This window comes from Candidatus Poribacteria bacterium (genome assembly GCA_028820845.1).
Lineage (GTDB): Bacteria > Poribacteria > WGA-4E > WGA-4E > WGA-3G > WGA-3G.
In genome coordinates this window covers 1-16,821 of the sequence record JAPPII010000107.1, presented here as the reverse complement: position 1 = coordinate 16,821, position 16,821 = coordinate 1, and the positions used below count along the sequence as shown (strand labels likewise).

At 46.3% G+C, this 16,821-nt stretch carries 17 protein-coding genes; all 17 read right to left on the bottom strand.

Going from position 1 to position 16,821, the window contains the following annotated elements; translation table 11 throughout:
* Window positions 1–23: 23 nt before the first annotated feature.
* The 17 genes from tnpA to arc all read right to left on the bottom strand — a co-directional run bounded on the left by tnpA (window position 24) and on the right by arc (window position 16,364).
* Window positions 24–491 (bottom strand): IS200/IS605 family transposase, encoded by a 468-nt coding sequence (gene tnpA, locus OXN25_19550; GenBank protein MDE0427054.1) that lies wholly within the window; start codon window positions 489–491, stop codon window positions 24–26.
* 537 nt (window positions 492–1,028) lie between these two features.
* The gene (locus OXN25_19545) at window positions 1,029–1,526 is read right to left on the bottom strand and encodes an IS630 family transposase (protein MDE0427053.1); all 498 of its coding nucleotides are present in this window, start codon (window positions 1,524–1,526) and stop codon (window positions 1,029–1,031) included.
* Entirely contained in the window at window positions 1,523–1,861 is a 339-nt protein-coding gene (locus tag OXN25_19540; protein ID MDE0427052.1) for an IS630 transposase-related protein, read from the bottom strand. Before OXN25_19540 ends, OXN25_19545 begins: the two co-directional genes overlap by 4 nt.
* A gap of 55 nt (window positions 1,862–1,916) precedes the next feature.
* Window positions 1,917–3,086 (bottom strand): hypothetical protein, encoded by a 1,170-nt coding sequence (locus OXN25_19535; protein ID MDE0427051.1) that lies wholly within the window; start codon window positions 3,084–3,086, stop codon window positions 1,917–1,919.
* Window positions 3,087–3,117: 31 nt separating this feature from the next.
* Window positions 3,118–3,660 (bottom strand): hypothetical protein, encoded by a 543-nt coding sequence (locus OXN25_19530; protein ID MDE0427050.1) that lies wholly within the window; start codon window positions 3,658–3,660, stop codon window positions 3,118–3,120.
* Between the two features lie 21 nt (window positions 3,661–3,681).
* Window positions 3,682–4,851: a Gfo/Idh/MocA family oxidoreductase gene (locus OXN25_19525; protein MDE0427049.1), complete on the bottom strand. Its 1,170-nt coding sequence runs from the start codon at window positions 4,849–4,851 to the stop codon at window positions 3,682–3,684.
* Window positions 4,852–4,861: 10 nt separating this feature from the next.
* Window positions 4,862–5,263: a hypothetical protein gene (locus OXN25_19520; protein MDE0427048.1), complete on the bottom strand. Its 402-nt coding sequence runs from the start codon at window positions 5,261–5,263 to the stop codon at window positions 4,862–4,864.
* On the bottom strand, window positions 5,260–5,577 hold the full coding sequence (locus tag OXN25_19515; GenBank protein ID MDE0427047.1) for a type II toxin-antitoxin system RelE/ParE family toxin: 318 nt from the start codon (window positions 5,575–5,577) through the stop codon (window positions 5,260–5,262). The genes OXN25_19520 and OXN25_19515 overlap by 4 nt, the downstream gene beginning before the upstream one ends.
* An 80-nt stretch (window positions 5,578–5,657) precedes the next feature.
* Window positions 5,658–6,101, bottom strand: a complete 444-nt coding sequence (locus tag OXN25_19510; GenBank protein MDE0427046.1) for a cupin domain-containing protein — start codon at window positions 6,099–6,101, stop codon at window positions 5,658–5,660.
* A gap of 100 nt (window positions 6,102–6,201) precedes the next feature.
* Entirely contained in the window at window positions 6,202–6,771 is a 570-nt protein-coding gene (locus OXN25_19505) for a Uma2 family endonuclease (protein ID MDE0427045.1), read from the bottom strand.
* An 84-nt stretch (window positions 6,772–6,855) separates the two neighbouring features.
* Window positions 6,856–9,486: a pyruvate, phosphate dikinase gene (ppdK, locus tag OXN25_19500; GenBank protein ID MDE0427044.1), complete on the bottom strand. Its 2,631-nt coding sequence runs from the start codon at window positions 9,484–9,486 to the stop codon at window positions 6,856–6,858.
* A gap of 122 nt (window positions 9,487–9,608) precedes the next feature.
* A complete protein-coding gene (locus OXN25_19495; protein ID MDE0427043.1) occupies window positions 9,609–10,967 on the bottom strand; it encodes a proteasome accessory factor PafA2 family protein in 1,359 nt (452 codons plus the stop codon).
* 82 nt (window positions 10,968–11,049) lie between these two features.
* Window positions 11,050–11,775 carry a proteasome subunit alpha gene (gene prcA / locus OXN25_19490; protein MDE0427042.1) on the bottom strand — a complete coding sequence of 242 codons (726 nt, stop codon included), beginning with the start codon at window positions 11,773–11,775 and terminating at the stop codon, window positions 11,050–11,052.
* Window positions 11,776–11,906: 131 nt separating this feature from the next.
* Window positions 11,907–12,701 carry a proteasome subunit beta gene (prcB, locus tag OXN25_19485; protein ID MDE0427041.1) on the bottom strand — a complete coding sequence of 265 codons (795 nt, stop codon included), beginning with the start codon at window positions 12,699–12,701 and terminating at the stop codon, window positions 11,907–11,909.
* 2 nt (window positions 12,702–12,703) lie between these two features.
* Window positions 12,704–12,901 carry a ubiquitin-like protein Pup gene (locus OXN25_19480; protein MDE0427040.1) on the bottom strand — a complete coding sequence of 66 codons (198 nt, stop codon included), beginning with the start codon at window positions 12,899–12,901 and terminating at the stop codon, window positions 12,704–12,706.
* Between the two features lie 11 nt (window positions 12,902–12,912).
* A complete protein-coding gene (gene dop / locus OXN25_19475) occupies window positions 12,913–14,406 on the bottom strand; it encodes a depupylase/deamidase Dop (GenBank protein ID MDE0427039.1) in 1,494 nt (497 codons plus the stop codon).
* Window positions 14,407–14,579: 173 nt separating this feature from the next.
* Window positions 14,580–16,364: a proteasome ATPase gene (arc, locus tag OXN25_19470; GenBank protein ID MDE0427038.1), complete on the bottom strand. Its 1,785-nt coding sequence runs from the start codon at window positions 16,362–16,364 to the stop codon at window positions 14,580–14,582.
* Between the last annotated feature and the right edge of the window lie 457 nt (window positions 16,365–16,821).

Sequence of the window (16,821 nt, the reverse complement as noted above, 5' to 3'; positions counted from 1 at the left end):
ACCTACGATCTATTGATGATTACTTACTCCTTGGGAGATTTGATAAATATCAGTTGGCTTTCGTATTTCTGCGTATATTCCTTGTATTTTTGACCTTCGACATATTCTTTCAAAGCCTCCAGTGTAACGCCTCCAGTCGATGCAACAAATTTTGAATTAGTCCACAAGGCACGTATACGAGTTAGTCCAGAAAATTCACTACGTAATCTGTAAGACGTATAGCCTTTAATTTTTCCTACGATTTTCGTAACTGCATATTTGGGTTCAACAGCCATCAAAATATGCACGTGTTCCGGCATTATTTCAAGTGCTGTTAGTGTGTAGTTGTAGTCTATTTGTTTTGCGATTATCAATTCCTTTAGTCGATTTTGTATTGCGGACGTTAAAATTTGCTTGCGATATTTGGTGCAAAAAATCACGGGGTAATCGCAAGCCCAAACATAATTGTAAGATGATTTGTAACGCGGTTCAGGACGAATACTTTCAAACATTTTAATTTACCTTTTGAATTTTGTTTATGTTGCATTATACAATATTACTTTTAAAATCGTAACTATATTTTTGATTACTTAATATTTTATCAGTAAAAATTAATCCTAAATTCAAAAGACGCGTAAGAGGAATCTAGCACAAAAACCCTACGCGTCGTCTGAATTGAAAAGCGAAATTGTTAAGTTGAATTGTATAACCTTTAACATCTCATTTTCCAAAATCCGTGTGTATGAGATATTATTTGATGTTTTCGTTTTAAATAGTCCAATGCACCACGACAGTATTTTGCAAAGCGAAGATTATTAGAAGGGTCTGTTTCTTCTAATTGCTCCTTAGTAAGATTGAAATGTTTTGCACATTTAGCAATTATACTCGACGTTTTGTGAGGTCTCCAGTCCGAAAGAATATCGAGAACAACAGGTTTAATATCTCCTTGTCTTGGCAGTGTACTTGTATACATTTATCGGTTCCTCTTATTTTTTTAACTGCAGGTTTTTTAAAAAGTTGAAGGCAATATATTATAGTAAAGCCCATAATTACTTATACACTTTTATAATATCGTCAATAGATGCCTCAGCGTTGTATTGACGTCTCGGTTTGATGATGGCGAAATCCTTCTCAATCGGGTTCAACTCCGGGGAATAGGGCGGTAAAAACAACAAACTCGCCCCCGAAGCCTGGATCAATGCCGCCGTCTCTGAACCTTTATGGAAAGAAGCATTATCCATAATCACAACGTGGGTATCATCAAGCAATGGACATAACATCTCCGAAAGCCAAGTGTTGAAAGCAATCTTATCACAACTGCCCTCGAAAAGCAGCGGCACCCTGAAACAGCCATCAAGACGTGCCGCAATCAAAGTCGTGGGGGTATACCGATGGCTTGGCACTTTATCTTCAACACGCATCCCTTTCGGGGCATAAGCATACCGACGGAAGTCGGTTTCACTGAAACCACTCTCGTCAAGATAAACTAACTTTTTGCCCTTTTCTGTCTCTTGCTGAAGTGCTGAGAGATACTCTTGGCGTTTCACTGGACACTGTTCTTTGGAGATCGTGGTCTTTTTTTTCGCGTGATATTGCGTTTTTTCAACGCATACCAAATACCATGTTTCGAGACACCAAAATGGGCAGCACGCTCCTGTTGGGTGGCATCTGGGAAATCAGCGACGTGTTGCTTGAGTGCCTGATAATCAAGGGTTCGAGGGCCTTGAGGCCCCGGTTTTTTACAGGTCAACGGGTCTTGAGCAGCCAACCACTCATAGATGATGCCCCGAGAGATGCCAAATCGTCGTGAAGCTTCGGCTTTACTACCGCCATTAGCAACGAAGTCAAGCACGCATTTGCGAAAATCTGAGGAATAACTCATAAGACTTAGAGGATACCATAAATCTCAGAATATGTCAAATTGTTTGAGGGCTTTACTATAATACTGACGGTTGATTTTCACCTGGAACAACAGAAATTCCTCTAACGAATTCAGTTTCACCGATAACAATGTTTTGACCATTACTGGTTAGGTTATCGCGTATTACACCCCAATAATTCCATTCTAATTTTGAATTACTTGGATTTAGCCCAAAATCATTAGGCACAGGCTGATTTCCATCAATAAGGGTTAAGTATACAAAGTTACCATCAGCGTTCGTAGCGTTCAATTCAGGCACTAATCGATCCGGTAATTTAATCACAAAATCTTTGACGATGTAGTTTCCGTTAACATCCATAAGTTCGATAAACATATTATTAGTCCACTCTCGGCGATCAAACGAAAACGAAACAATATCTTCGCTTTCGCCTTGCATATAATGCAATGATACTACTAATATGTTGGCGTTTACAAGCATCGCTTGATGTAATCCGATATTGGAAAACGCTTTTATTTCAAGTTTGACGTTGTTATCTGCAAGTGCGGTTATTTTATGCCCATCGAGAAATTCGGGTAATCCAAAATTATTTTGCCGGTTGTTAAAATGGTAGTTTTTATCAAGCCAGCGCGCCTCATATACTTCAAGCGTGCTTGGTAATGAATTCGGGGGCTTGTGATATAATCCAAAAGCGTGTCCCATTTCGTGGAACAAAACATCTTCGTTTAGGTTTTCACTATTCGCAGCGATAAGAACACCTCCGCCATATCGAAGACTATGATGTGGATAACCTACACCCCAAGCGCAAAACGAATTATGGGTACGTCCATCTATGCAGTCAATACCGCCTACAACGATAACAAGGATAGTGTCCTGTTTACTGAATGGCGGTATATCCTGTCTCAAATGATTCGGCAATTCATTTCTTGTGTTCTCGTGAGTATTGTTAAGATATGCAGATGAATTCTTTGCGCCGTTGACTATGTGAATTCTCGGTTTCCCAAAACGCGTTTCAACACGAAACGTTTTTCTTCCAAAGCCGTTCCGATGCATTTCATCTGCGTAAGTTAATTGTGTATTCTCAACTATTTCCTGTATTCTCGCAGTTAAATCGGTATTAACATCGGCTGGTTTAAAGTATACAATTTTTGTAATAAATTCGGCTTGTGCGGAATGCGCACAAAGTGCAAGTAGAATTATTACAAGCCAATTAAATTTGAGTCTCATTTTTTAGTTTCCTTGTGCGTAATGGTTTATGTTACCGAGGGCATTCCGTTTTACCGTAGTCGGACGAATACCTCCACAACGCCCTATCGAGTTCTCTCATCGAAACGCTGCTCCGGTTCGCGATTTCACGGCAAAACTCAATGTATTGCGGCCAAAACGGATAGGAGTTTCTTGTTTCCCAAGGCAGCCCGACAGACCAAAGTGCGTGTATATCAAGGATAGGGTACTGTCCTTCATCAAATAGGTGTAGAATTGCGGAAGCAGTTGGCTGTCCTATACCTTGCAACCGGGTTAACGTTAGCAGCTTGGTCCAATCATCTGTGACTCCGAAGGCACTTTCTGTAATTTCCCTTATGGAGTCGTCGGTATTCTCTAAAGTAAGGACTGCACGTCTGGGCGATTTCCAACGTGCCACTTTGTGCAATTCTTCTTTCACAAGATAGCCTCCGCGTGCCTGAATTGTGCTTTTGAGTCCAACCAGCTGCTGTTCTCTTGTGTGGTTTTCTGATCTCTGACGTTCCGTGTAACGGTTCGCCCAGTAGCCAATTTCGGATTCACAAAAGCGTAGATTCATTCTCAATGCGTCTCTCCAATTTTATACTGTCAAAAGTTCCGGCAGCTCCACCCACTTCCGAGCCTGCCATGATTCCATGCCTTTTTCTGCTAATTGCACACCCTTTGCTCCAGCAAGAAGCGTCCACGGGAAAGGTTCATCAGCAACGACGTGTCGGAGGAACAACTCCCATTGTGCTCTAAATGCGTTCTCATACTCCTCCTGCTCTGGGACTTTGAGCCAACCGTCAAAGAATTTGATCGGTTGTTCGATGTCAGGATTCCAAACAGGACGTGGGGTGCCAGAGAGGGGCTGAATCCAACAATCCCTCAAGCCAACAACAGCAGATCCGTTCAAACCGTCCACGTGTATCGTCAACAGATCGTCGCGACGGACTCTGACTGCCCACGATGAGTTGAAATGTGCGATGATACCGTTCTCTAATTCAAAAGTCGCATAGGCAGCGTCTTCAGCCGTAGAGGCATAAGGTTTGCCGTCTTCATCCCACCGTTGCGGGAGATGTGTGGCAGCAATACAAGAAACGCCTTTAATAGCACCGAAAAGGTTGTCAATGACGTATCGCCAGTGGCTAAACATATCAAGAATAATGCCGCCGCCGTCTTCGGCTCGATAGTTCCACGAGGGACGTTGGGTCGGAATCGCATCCCCACGGAACACCCAATATCCGAACTCGCCTCGGACAGCAATAATTTCTCCGAAAAAGTCAGCGTCTATCAAACGTTTCAGCTTCTGAATACCGGGTAACCAGAGTTTGTCCTGAACGACTCCGTTTTTGAGTCCGGCTTTTGCTGCCTGTTCATAGAGGCTATAAGCATCGGCAGTGGTAGTAGCTGTCGGTTTTTCACAATAGATGTGCTTACCGGCGGATATTGCGGCTTGGACGGCATCGACGCGACGGGATGTAACCTGTGCGTCAAAGTAAACGCTGTAAGCATCATCAGCGAGCGCAGCGTCGAGATCTGTGCTCCACTTCTCAACGCCTGTTGTTTCGGATAATTTCTCCAGTTTCGCTGGATTCCTGCCGACAAGAAACGGGTCGGGCATAATGACTTCACCGTCCCCAATCGGGATGCCGCCGTCTTCGGCGATTGCCAAGATGGATCGGATAAGGTGTTGGTTTGTTCCCATTCTACCGGTGACACCGTTCATGATGATGCCGACGCGGTGTGTTTTTTCAGTCTGATGGGTCATGTGTCTCCTACTACTTAACTGCTTGTCGGGGTGTGCCTTGATTTTCTGACAGAGATGCTGTTGCAGCTTGTTCCGTCGTGGTGGTGGTTTCAAGCTTGAGGTTTTCTGCCTCTAACGGTTCGATCGAAAGCCGGTATCCGAGGGCTCTAAGAATTGTTCCGAGTCTATCAATCAGCTGTATATCGTTACTGGTGAGCGCGTCCGAAAGGACATGTGGTTTAGTGTTGGTTTGCTTGGCAAGTTCAGCAATTCCGCCTTGGGCTTCTACAACGATTTCAAGCAAGAATAGAAATGTGTCCATATCCACATGCGTTGGGTAATCTTCAAGTGCTACTTGGAGGTGCCCAATCGCTTCATCGCGATCGGCGAATATATCTATAAGGTACTCGCGGTACGTTCTCATTTTTTTCATGGGTGCATCTCCTTGTACTCCAACCAATAGGTTTTTGCCCGTTCAATGTCGCGCGTCTGTGATGATTTATCCCCTCCACAGAGTAGAAGAACAACGGCATTATTCACTTCACCAAAATAAATTCGATAACCTACCCCGAAGTGAAAACGCAACTCAAATACCCCCTCACCGACAGATTTGTAATTTCCGAAATTGCCCAATTTAAGAGATGCGAGGCGGGTCCGAATACGTCTTTGCGTTTTCCGATCTCGAATTGTGTTCAACCATTCTGTGAAAGGTTCTCGACCATTCCGAGAACGGTAGATTTCTATCATTCTCGGGTATGTGCTACGCATCGTTTATTATTCTACTTCCTTATTCTATTCCCAATCCACACGAAAACGGATAAACCTATCTAAGGTTTGTCAGTACATTGGGGGGCTGCGCCTTCTGGGAGTGGGGGTGCGTCCACACCGGCTTTTGGGAGGGTGCCGGTGAGTTCCTGCTTCCAATGCGCCACATCGCCTGCGGGTCCATAGCAGTAGACCATGTGCATCGGTGTGTCACCGGTGTTCGTCAACTGATGGAAAACCCATGAAGGAATAAAAACGGTCTGACCTGCGGAGAGGGTTTGACGTTCCTCACCGAGACACATTTCGCCTTCGCCTTCAACGATGAAGTAGATTTCTTCCTGTTCGTGGTTGTGCCACGGCACTTGTCCACCGTTGGGTTCTAAGACGACGAACCCCATACAGAACTCGCCTATTTGGATCGGGGATGCGCCACCGACGAGATTTTTGGTGCGTCTACGGGCGGGATAGGTGCGCCCTTCCATTTCGTTTACATCTGCGATTAGCATAGATGTTGTCCTTTTTAATTTTAAAAGCTCCTGGTTTTTTTCGAGGTCACAAACTGAAAGTTTGTGCTACAAATAAAATCGTGTGTAGTTACGACTGTGCTTATTCAAAAAGTTCTGCTACTTGACAAGAAAAGCCTTCGATGACCTGTTCACCCGTGAGTGTATCATTCCGAGTGAGCAATGTAATGTCTGTCTCCGAACGGTAGACCGTGACTGTTTTGGACCGGGGTTTAATCACCCATACGAGTTGTGTCCCAGCCTCAAGGTAAGCGAAAGCCTTTTCTTCAACCTGATGCCATATATCCGTCGGAGAAACCACTTCAACGGCGAGGTCTGGTGGGACTGGAGATGCTTTACTGCGATCCTCGGGTATATGTTCGTTTGAAAGAAACGCGATATCTGGTATTAAGACGCGCTCCCTAACTTTAAAGCCTGTGTCCGGTATGTAGACCCGCCCTAATTGATTTTCACGAATGTATGAATTTAACGGTGAAATTAGGTTCATACTAATATCACCATGCTCCATTGAGGTAGGCGGCACTGGGACTAATTCTCCTTTAATGTATTCATATCCCTCTAAATCGCTTTCGAGGAATTCCTCCAACGTCATTGTAGCAGTGTCAGGAGGAAGGCTTTCTTGGGGAGATGAGCGGATTTCTTGCGCTTCCATTTTCTTGTCCTTCGCGGGAGAATCGAAGATAGGAAGACTGGAAACGTAGAAAATTTCCAACCTTCCCACCTTTTATTTTTTGTCCTACGTTGCTTCAATGACAGCCTGCGCTGCGGCGAGACGTGCAATCGGGACACGGAACGGGGAACACGATACGTAATCGAAGTCTAATCCATAACAGAACTTCACGGAATTCGGTTCTCCGCCGTGTTCGCCACAGATACCGACTTTCAGATCGGGACGTGTCGCTCGTCCTTTTTCAGAACCGATTTGCAAGAGGCTACCGACACCATCTTGGTCGAGAACTTGGAAGGGATCGTACTCAAGCACACCGTTTCTGACGTAATCATCAAGGAATCTCGCAGCGTCATCCCGACTCATTCCGAATGTGGTCTGTGTCAGGTCGTTGGTGCCGTAAGAGAAGAATTCCGCCTCAGCAGCGATTTTCTCAGCCGTGAGTGCTGCGCGTGGCAATTCAATCATTGTTCCGACGAGGTATTCGACCCGCGTTCCACTCTCTGCAAAAACGGCTTCAGCGGTATTAACAACAACTTCGCGCTGCAAAGATAATTCGTTGATATGCCCAACGAGAGGAATCATAATCTCTGGCAACACCGATATGTCGCGTTTTGCAACATCAACAGCAGCTTCAAAGATCGCACGGGCTTGCATCTCGGTTATTTCAGGGTAGACGATACCGAGTCTACATCCCCGGTGCCCAAGCATGGGGTTGAATTCGTGCAATTCTTCAACACGCTCACGCAATTTTTGCGGTTCAACACCGATCCGTTCTGCGAGTTCGAGAATCTCAGTCTCATTTTTCGGCAAGAACTCATGGAGCGGTGGATCAAGCGTACGGATAGTAACCGGATAGCCAGCCATCGCCTCAAAAATACCGATGAAGTCCGAACGCTGATGGGGTAGCAGTTTCTCCAATGCCTGCTGGCGTTCTTCCGTGTTATCTGCGAGGATCATCTCACGAATAGCGTCAATCCCGGCACCGAAGAACATGTGTTCCGTCCGGCAAAGCCCGATGCCTTCTGCGCCAAATTGCCGGGCGTTTGTTGCATCTTCGGGAGTATCGGCGTTTGTACGGACACCTAAGGTTCGGACTTCATCTGCCCATTCCATGAGCGTTCCGAACTGTCCACTTAATTCGGGTTGAATGAGTGCTACTTGTCCATTGAGGACATCCCCTGTCGATCCGTTGAGTGTGATATAATCACCTTCAGCATAGCGTTTGCCCTCAGCGTAAAATTCCCGCGCCTCTTCATGAATAAACAGCGCAGAACATCCGGCGACACAGCTTTTACCCATGCCGCGTGCGACGACAGCGGCGTGGCTTGTCATACCGCCGCGCGCCGTGAGGATACCCTCAGCGGCATCCATACCGCCGATATCCTCCGGTGAGGTTTCAGCACGGACAAGGATAACCTTTTCACCCTTGGCTGCCATTTCTTCAGCGTGAAGTGCGGTAAAAACGACTTTTCCAACAGCTGCCCCCGGAGAAGCAGGCAAGCCTTGTGCGATAACCTCCACCTGGGCCGCCGGATCAACACTCGGATGCAACAACTGATCCAGATCGTTAGCGGGGACACGGGTCAAAGCCGTCTGCTTATCGATTAAACCCTCCTCAACCATCTCAACGGCGATGCGGACAGCAGCCTGCCCTGTGCGCTTGCCGTTACGGGTCTGGAGCATGTAGAGTTTACTATCTTGAATCGTAAACTCCACGTCTTGCATGTCGCGATAGTGCTTCTCAAGCCGCAAACCAATATTGACCAGTTCATCATGTATATCAGGTAAGATGTTTCGCAATTCAGCGATCGGGAGCGGTGTCCGGATACCAGCGACTACGTCTTCGCCTTGCGCGTTCATAAGGAACTCGCCGTAAAATTGGTTTGCACCCGTTGATGGGTTGCGTGTAAAGGCGACCCCTGTCCCGGAACTTCCGCCCATATTTCCGAACACCATTGCTTGAACGTTAACAGCAGTGCGTCCGAGTTCTTCAGAAATATCGTTAAGACGGCGATAAGTAATCGCGCGCGGGTTTCCAGACGACTCAAAAACAGCATCCCGCGCCATATCCAACTGCAATCGCGGTTCATCCGGGAAGTCTCTTCCTGTTTGCTGCTTGACAACCGCCTTGAATTCCGTGACGAGTGCCGACAAATCAGCGGCTTCCAATTCAGTATCTAATGTAACGCCCTTCGCGTCTTTCTTTTCTTCAAGCAAATGCTCAAATTCATCGTGGTCAACGCCGAGTACAACGTTTCCGAACATCTGTACGAAACGTCGGTATGCATCGTAAGCGAAACGCTCGTTTCCGGATCTGGCGATGAGTCCCTTAATGGCATCATCATTCAAACCGAGGTTAAGAATCGTGTCCATCATACCCGGCATTGAAACAGCGGCACCGGAACGGACAGAGAGAAGGAGTGGATTTTCAGTATCACCGAATTTTGCGCCGAGTGCGTTTTCTAATTTCACCAGATTTTCGTCAATCTGTCTATCAAGTCCGGTGGGATACCGTTTGTCGTTTTCGTAGTATAATTTACAGACTTCAGTGGAGATAGTGAAGCCGGGCGGGACAGGTATACCGAGATTGCTCATCTCTGCGAGATTTGCCCCCTTGCCGCCAAGCAGGGTCCGCATTGTAGCGTTGCCTTCACTTTCACCGCCTCCAAAGAAGTAGACGTACTTCGGTTGTGGCATCAAAAGCCTCCTATTTTTGGCTATTAGCCATCAGCAGTCAGCAGTCAGTAGGTTTTGTAGCAGTCCAATATTTGTTAACGCTACAAACATTTCTTTACTGAGAGCCAACAGCCGATAGTTATTTAAATTGAATAAATTGTACGACTTGCTTCGTCAAATTCGGGTTTAAAAGGGTCTGTCGAAAGGTAAAGGATCTGGTACGGCTCATACAGTTGAATATAACTCCAATTGACGCCACACAGGACCTTGCCCTCGTTTACTTTCTTGATAAATTTACCACGGAATTTGGCTCGTGTACGTTCAGGTGGAAAATGTTCGGCATGCTGAATTTGCTCATCCCTAACAATCCGTTCAATCTCATCCCGCTTTTCGAGCGTATAATAGAGACTCTCATTCCGACGCACATTATGGTATTTTAAATCCAAGTGTTTCACTTGCGGTGCATCCCAGTCAAAACCGTGCCTTGTCAGATACGCCTGCAGCCATTTCCACTTAATGACCCAATCCAATTCGCGGTCTAACTGCATCGGATCACTCTCTAAACAAGTGAGGACATATTCCCATCGTGCCATAATTTGTGACGTTGTCGAATCGGATTCGGCTTGCTCAAGGTAGCGTTTCGCGCATTCCAAGTATTGCCATTGCAGTTGAACGGCGGAGAGTCGTTTGCCGTTTTGAAGTTCAATGAGGTGTTTGCAGGTAATATCGTCAGAAATATCGCGTATGGCTTTGACGGGGTCTCGGAGTGCGAAGCGTTGCTCAATGAAATTGTCTTCAATCATACGTAGGATAATGCCCGTCGTCCCGACCTTCAAAAACGTCGAAAATTCGGACATGTTGGAATCCCCGACGATAACATGTAAGCGTCTATACTTCTCACGATCGGCGTGCGGTTCATCGCGTGTATTGATAATCCCGCGCGCTGTCGTTGTTCCGATAGAGATTTCTTCTCGGATGTGCTCGGCACGTTGCGAGATTGCGTAATAGCCGCGATGCTTAGGCTTAATTTTTCCTGCGCCCGCGAAGACCTGTCGTGTTACAAAGAACGGGATCAACTGCGCCGCTAATTGCCGGAAGTCAACATGACGTTCCATCAAATAGTTTTCGTGGCATCCATAGGTATTGCCTGGGGTATCCAAATTGTTTTTAAAAATAGAGATCTTTCCATGGAACCCGTCATTGTGCATACGTTTTTCCGCTGTACTCGCCAGACGGGTAATGATACGTTCGCCAGCCTTATCGTGGGCGACGAGTTCAGCGACATCATCGCACTCTGGGGTCGCATATTCTGGATGGCACCCTATATCTTGATAAAATCTCGCCCCATTTTCGAGAAAGACATCTGGATACATCCTCCCTGCAACGATTTCGCGGAAGAGGTACATCACGACGTTCTGGACAGTGAGCGTCTTTCTACGTGGGACATCAGGGGTCCAGATAATTCCGAATTCAGTTTCTAATCCGTAAATTCTACGATTCATCAGTTACCTCTTCATCAGTATCTCTTCCGCTACAAGTTTGCCTGATTCGTGAACAGGTCGTGTGATGTCAAACGGTAAAAAATCAAGACAAGAGGTTGGTAACCTCTTCAGTAGAAAGTCGTCGAAACCTCCGACGTTCCGCAGTTTGCTCAAGACATGCTACCTCTATTGTCTGCGGTGTGATTTCATAGTCATCCTCAGTATCCGTATCGGCTTCAATATTCTGAAAGGTCTCCGTTACGAGGCGGAGTGCTGCGGACATCTCCAATCCATCTGTATAACGCTGCGCAAGCATCTCTGTTATCGGCGTGGCCCGCCCGCCAATAACGGCATACTTTTCCTCCTCCGAATAGATACCGTCAAAGGCAATATGATAAATCTGGTTACGCTGCAGCCCGGGTGCGGTTTCAGCACCAGTCATCCCAACTTCACACACAAGGAGTTCAATTTCAAGAGGTTTAGCATCCCATGCTTGTGCGATTGCGCCCATGTGTTGCGAATAGAGATTCGTTAACCACTTTGCGGTGACATCCTCTCGGTAGTAGCGAAAGCCTTTAATTTCAGATTCTCGGATACCGGCGACGCGTAGTGCTTCATATTCAGCAATCCTGCCAGCGGCTGCGAGTGCGATCCGATCATAAATTTCAGAAATCTTATAGATAGTTTTCCGCGGATTCTCAGCGACCATCAGAAGTCCCTCTCGGTACTCCAAGACGACAACCTCTTTTGCCTGTGCAATGCCGCGACGGACAAAATCTTCTTTATCTTGACGAATTTGTTCAGGTGAAACATAATACGGTGTGGACATGTCTGTATTTTTCGTATTCCAAGTTTTTTTAACGATTGCTTCTGAACCGCTGCGTGCGTTGTCCTTGCAGGTTTCAGGTGAAGTTATCGTTGCTGGGGATATTAGGGTAGGTTAAATTAAGATTTTCAGACCTACAAGCGCGATATTAACTCCCGATAGAGTTCTTCAACGGTTGCCTCTGGCACCTCGGAGACCCCCTCTTGCGTAACAGTATAAAGTGTTGGGAAGATTTTCCGGATGAGATCGGGCCCCCCGGTTGCGATATCCTCATCAGCAGCGTCCCAAAGTGCCTCCGCGACGATTTCGAGTGCATTCTGATGGGTGATTCCAGGGCTATACCGTTTTTTTAGCGTTGCGCGGGCATCTTTACCGCCAGAGCCAATAGCGTGATAGTCGTCTTCCTCATAGCGACCGCCGACAGCATCATATTTGAAAATTCTACCGCGTTGCTGCCTTAAATCATAACCCGCAAAGAGTGGCAAGACGATTAATCCCTGCATAGCGAGTCCAAGGTTAGAACGCACCAAGTGAGAAAGGAAGTTCGCCTGTCCTTCCAAGCTGAGCGCCATCCCCTCAGTTTTTTCATAAAATTCAACTTCAACCTGAAAAAGCTTCGCCATCTCAATGCAGGGACCCGCAGCACCAGCAACAGCAATTGCGGAGTACCGATCAACCGGATAGACTTTTTGAATTCGCCGTTCACCGACCTGATAACCCTCTGTTGCCTGTCGGTCTCCAGCCATAACGACACCCGTATCGTAGACGACAGCAAGGACAGTCGTCCCTTCATATTGCTGGAACGCTGATTCTGTTACAGTAGAATTTGAGGTAACATTAGACGAATGAAGCGCCGCTAATAATTCAGGATGGCGACGCTTGAGAATCTGAAAGAAGTTGGAGATGCCGTAATCAGTGAGGTCAAGCACTCCTACTGCCCTCCGCGCTGAATATAGTTTTCGACGAATTCTTGCGAATCTTCTTCCAAAATTTCATCAATTTCATCAAGAAGTGCGTCTAAATCCTCGACAAATTCCTCGTCGATTTCCCCGGGTTCAACATTAGGTTGAATATCTTCGGTCTCATCGACTTGGCGATCAAGGTGTTCCTGTTGCTTTTCAGTTGACATGGTTTTCTCCTTTATTTTGAAGCATCGCCTTGAATTTCCTTAACGAGCTCCTCCGCTGTACAGTTATTCAGTAGTTCGCCAACGATCCGTTGTGTCCCAAAGTGGGGACGATCCATCATAATTTTGTCAAGTCCACCCGATTTACTTACAAAGATCATCGAGTTCCAACTTGCACTGTAAATGTGCTTTGGAAACTTCCGTAAACAGGTACCGCGAAAATATGCGCGCGTATCCACAGGTGGATAGTGCATGGCGTGTACAATTTCTTCATGGCTCAGTAAACGCTTAACATGTCCATTTTTCAGGAGCCTGATGTAAAGCCCTTTGTCTGGACGAATATCATGATACTGCAAATCAAGCATCTGGAGATGTGAATCGTCCCATTGATAGCCGTGCCGTCTACGGTAGGCATCCAGCAATTTCTTTTTGATAATCCAATCGAGATACTGACCTAATCGCCTTGGATCGATTTCCAAGTTATCGAGCACATATTTCCATTTTTCAAGGACATCCTCAACTACGGGTGTCCGTTCTTCAGGTGTTAGATGCTGTTGTGCCAGTTCAAGATATGCGCGTTGGATCTCTATGGGGGTTCGTAACTTTCCATCTTCGAGTTCTATTTGATTCTTGCAGGAAAGATCTCGCGAGATATGTTTTATAGCTGCAACAGGGTCTTTCAAACTAAAGCGGTCTTCAACAACGCCTTTCTCAATAAGTTGAAGTACGATAGCGGTAATACCTACCTTGAGATAGATGCTGAATTCAGACATGTTCGAGTCGCCGACGATAACGTGTAAGCGTCGATAGAGTTTATCATCAGCATGTGGTTCATCGCGTGTGTTAATCAGGGGTCGATTCACCATCGTGCTCAAGCCGACCTCTTGCTCAAAAAAATCAGCGCGTTGGGAGATCTGATAATCCGCGGGTTCAGTTGTATTTTCTGCGCCAACTTTCCCGCTCCCCGTAATTATAATGCGAGTGACCAGGAACGGGATAAGCCCATCAACGATGGTTTCAAAAGGGACTGTTCGGGACATCAGGTAGTTTTCATGTGCCCCGTAGCTATGCCCCTTGTAATCCGTATTATTTTTATAGATGATAACTTCTTGGTTGTCAAGCAGAAGACGTTCAGCTGCGAGTCTACTGACCTCCAATATTAATTCGCCTGCTTTCTCGTATAGGAGCAGATCGCGTGGATTGGTGCATTCCGGCGTGCAATATTCAGGATGGGCGTGATCTACATAATAGCGTCCACCGTTTACCAAAATGTCGTTGACAGCACTACTCGTATCCGCCTCGGTGATTGGTGTTTCGACTTCCGCCTGAAACCCGCGTGCGTCCATCAAGGGACTTTCTTGTTCATAATCCCAAGTGACAGCAGTCGTTGCGCTCGGCAGATCGCCTCTGCAGCTTTTATATGCATTGACGACCAAAGTCGAAGCAGCGACCGGGTCTTGTTCGCGCGCATTTTTGACTGAGATGCCATACTCAGTCTCTGTTCCCATTATTATAGGTATTTCCATGTTTTTCTTGGCTATTGGCTATTGGCTATCCGCTATTGGTAACTCGTTATGGCGGTTACCAATGTTTTCTCCTATCATAACCCGTTTTGGTTTCCAACAACCAGGGGAATGCCCACAGGCATTCATACCGTTGATTAGCCGATGGCTGACAGCCATTAAAGAAAAGTGCCGCCGCGGGTTACACGGACATTTTGTTTCTTCTCTTGTGTCGGTTCATTAATTAATGCACGAATGTTGACGATCTTTTCGCCTTTACGCCCAGAAATTTTTGCCCAATCATCAGGATTGGTGGTATTAGGTAAGTCTTCGTTTTCTTGGTATTCTTCGCGGATAGCTGCCTTGAGGTCATCAAGACACATCCCTTTCTCCGACCCATCGGAACCAATAAACCGTTTGATAGCCGCCTTTTTCGCGCGTGAAACGATATTCTCAATCATGGCACCGCTGACGAAATCCTTAAAAAAGAGGGTTTCGCGTTCTCCACGTGCGTAAGTTACTTCGATGAACCGGTTCTCATCGGTCATTGCGTACATCGTATTTGCGGCTTCATTGATAAAATGTTTCGAGATAGCCTCCGTGTCTCCATTAAACTGTTGACACGTCTCCTCAGCAAAGGGGAGGTTGGGGGTCAGGTATATAGCGAAGATATCTTTAGCACCTTCCATATTGGGTCGGTCAATTTTAATTTTAATATCGAGTCTACCGGGTCGTAAAACTGCGGGATCCAGTAGATCCTGACGGTTGCTTGCGCCAATAACAATCACATCTCTTAGGTTCTCAACACCATCAATTTCAGCAAGAAATTGCGGTACAAGCGTTGACTCCATATCCGATGAGATGCCCATGCCTCTGGATCGGAAGAGCGAATCCATTTCATCGAAGAAAATAATAACCGGAAACCCTTCCCTCGACTTATCACGCGCCTTTTGGAAGATTTCTCGGATTTTCCGTTCGGTTTCGCCGACGTACTTATTCAGGAGTTCGGGTCCCTTGATATTAATGAAATAGCCGCGGACTTCCGCCCTGCCCGTTTGCTTTCGGACGCGTTCAGCGATACCACTGGCAACCGCGCGGGCTATCAAGGTTTTACCACATCCCGGCGGTCCATAGAGAAGGACCCCCTTGGGTGGCGAAAGATTAAATTCTTCGTACTCCTTGGGATAAAGGTATGGCATCTCTATCGCATCGCGAATCGCCTCTATCTGTGTATCAAGTCCACCGATGTCGGCGTAACCGATATCCGGTACCTCTTCGAGGAGAAGGTCCTCAACTTCGCGTTTGGGAAGTTTTTCCATGAGCATGCTCGTTGTATGGTTGAGGAGGACATTATCTCCGGTTTTCAAAGACTCATCTTTAAGAGAGGCAGCGACTCTAACGACGCGCTCTTCATCGGTGCGAAGGCTGATGATAGCAAGTTCATCCGCAACTCGCTCCTTAATCTTGACGACCTCTCCGTGTCTTTCAGGAGGTTTGATACCGACAACATTCATTCCACTATTGACGATGACTTCCTGCCCAACAGAGAGGTCTTCAGCCTTGAGTCCCGGATCAAGATTGACGCGCCACTTTCTGCCGCTGACATCAATATCGATGCTTCCGTCTTCGTTTCCGCCGAGGAAAACTCCATAATTATTGGGTGGCGCGCTGAGTTGTTCAACTTTCTCCTTAAGGATCTGAAGTTTCTCTTTCGCTTCTTGGAGAGTCCCCGTCAACTTCTTGTTCCGACGGTGTGCTGTCATCAACTCACGCTGCATCTCATAGAGCCGACTTTCAAGGTCTTTGATATAGATTGCGCGCTGCTGCTGCCGCATGCCTTCGAGTTCACCTTGAAGCATATCAATCGTCCCTTGGAGTGTACGGATCTGTTGCTGATACCAGACGACATCAAATGTTTCTTGTTCCTCAAAGGAATCTTTGGCATTTCCTCTTTTGATAGCCATACGTGAAGTTCTCACTTTCCAAAACGATTTTTCGACCTCATTGGTAACAACGAGGGTCGGGTGTATGAATAACCCGCCTTGATTAGGCTTCAGGTTTCAACCCAACATCTTTATTTATTTAGAGTATAGCACATCGAAAAAAATTGTGTCAAGAAAAAGTTACAACTTTCGCCTCGTGAATACCCTGAAAAAAAATTTATAGCGATGCGGATCGAAATTTCGGCAAACAAATTTGGACGCAAGATCGCGAGCATGAAGAAACCCCCCAGCAAAAACACTCGCTCCTACAGAAGAAAAATATTCACATAAATAAAGCAAATAGATAAAACTATGGTAAACCTTAGAATTAACTGGACACTCTGCACCGGCGAGGTTAGAAACCTCGCCTACCAGGTGAGGGTCAAATGTCTACGTAGTGTTTACATTTTGTTAGCAGTGATCAATATAGCTGCGAAAT

Coding starts and splice junctions, on each gene's coding strand:
- tnpA (MDE0427054.1), bottom strand. CDS start 491: ATGTTTGAAAGTATTCGTCCTGAACCGCGTTACAAATCATCTTACAAT.
- OXN25_19540 (MDE0427052.1), bottom strand. CDS start 1,861: ATGAGTTATTCCTCAGATTTTCGCAAATGCGTGCTTGACTTCGTTGCT.
- OXN25_19535 (MDE0427051.1), bottom strand. CDS start 3,086: ATGAGACTCAAATTTAATTGGCTTGTAATAATTCTACTTGCACTTTGT.
- OXN25_19530 (MDE0427050.1), bottom strand. CDS start 3,660: ATGAATCTACGCTTTTGTGAATCCGAAATTGGCTACTGGGCGAACCGT.
- OXN25_19525 (MDE0427049.1), bottom strand. CDS start 4,851: ATGACCCATCAGACTGAAAAAACACACCGCGTCGGCATCATCATGAAC.
- OXN25_19520 (MDE0427048.1), bottom strand. CDS start 5,263: ATGAAAAAAATGAGAACGTACCGCGAGTACCTTATAGATATATTCGCC.
- OXN25_19515 (MDE0427047.1), bottom strand. CDS start 5,577: ATGATAGAAATCTACCGTTCTCGGAATGGTCGAGAACCTTTCACAGAA.
- OXN25_19510 (MDE0427046.1), bottom strand. CDS start 6,101: ATGCTAATCGCAGATGTAAACGAAATGGAAGGGCGCACCTATCCCGCC.
- OXN25_19505 (MDE0427045.1), bottom strand. CDS start 6,771: ATGGAAGCGCAAGAAATCCGCTCATCTCCCCAAGAAAGCCTTCCTCCT.
- ppdK (MDE0427044.1), bottom strand. CDS start 9,486: ATGCCACAACCGAAGTACGTCTACTTCTTTGGAGGCGGTGAAAGTGAA.
- OXN25_19495 (MDE0427043.1), bottom strand. CDS start 10,967: ATGAATCGTAGAATTTACGGATTAGAAACTGAATTCGGAATTATCTGG.
- prcA (MDE0427042.1), bottom strand. CDS start 11,775: ATGTCCACACCGTATTATGTTTCACCTGAACAAATTCGTCAAGATAAA.
- OXN25_19480 (MDE0427040.1), bottom strand. CDS start 12,901: ATGTCAACTGAAAAGCAACAGGAACACCTTGATCGCCAAGTCGATGAG.
- dop (MDE0427039.1), bottom strand. CDS start 14,406: ATGGGAACAGAGACTGAGTATGGCATCTCAGTCAAAAATGCGCGCGAA.
- arc (MDE0427038.1), bottom strand. CDS start 16,364: ATGGCTATCAAAAGAGGAAATGCCAAAGATTCCTTTGAGGAACAAGAA.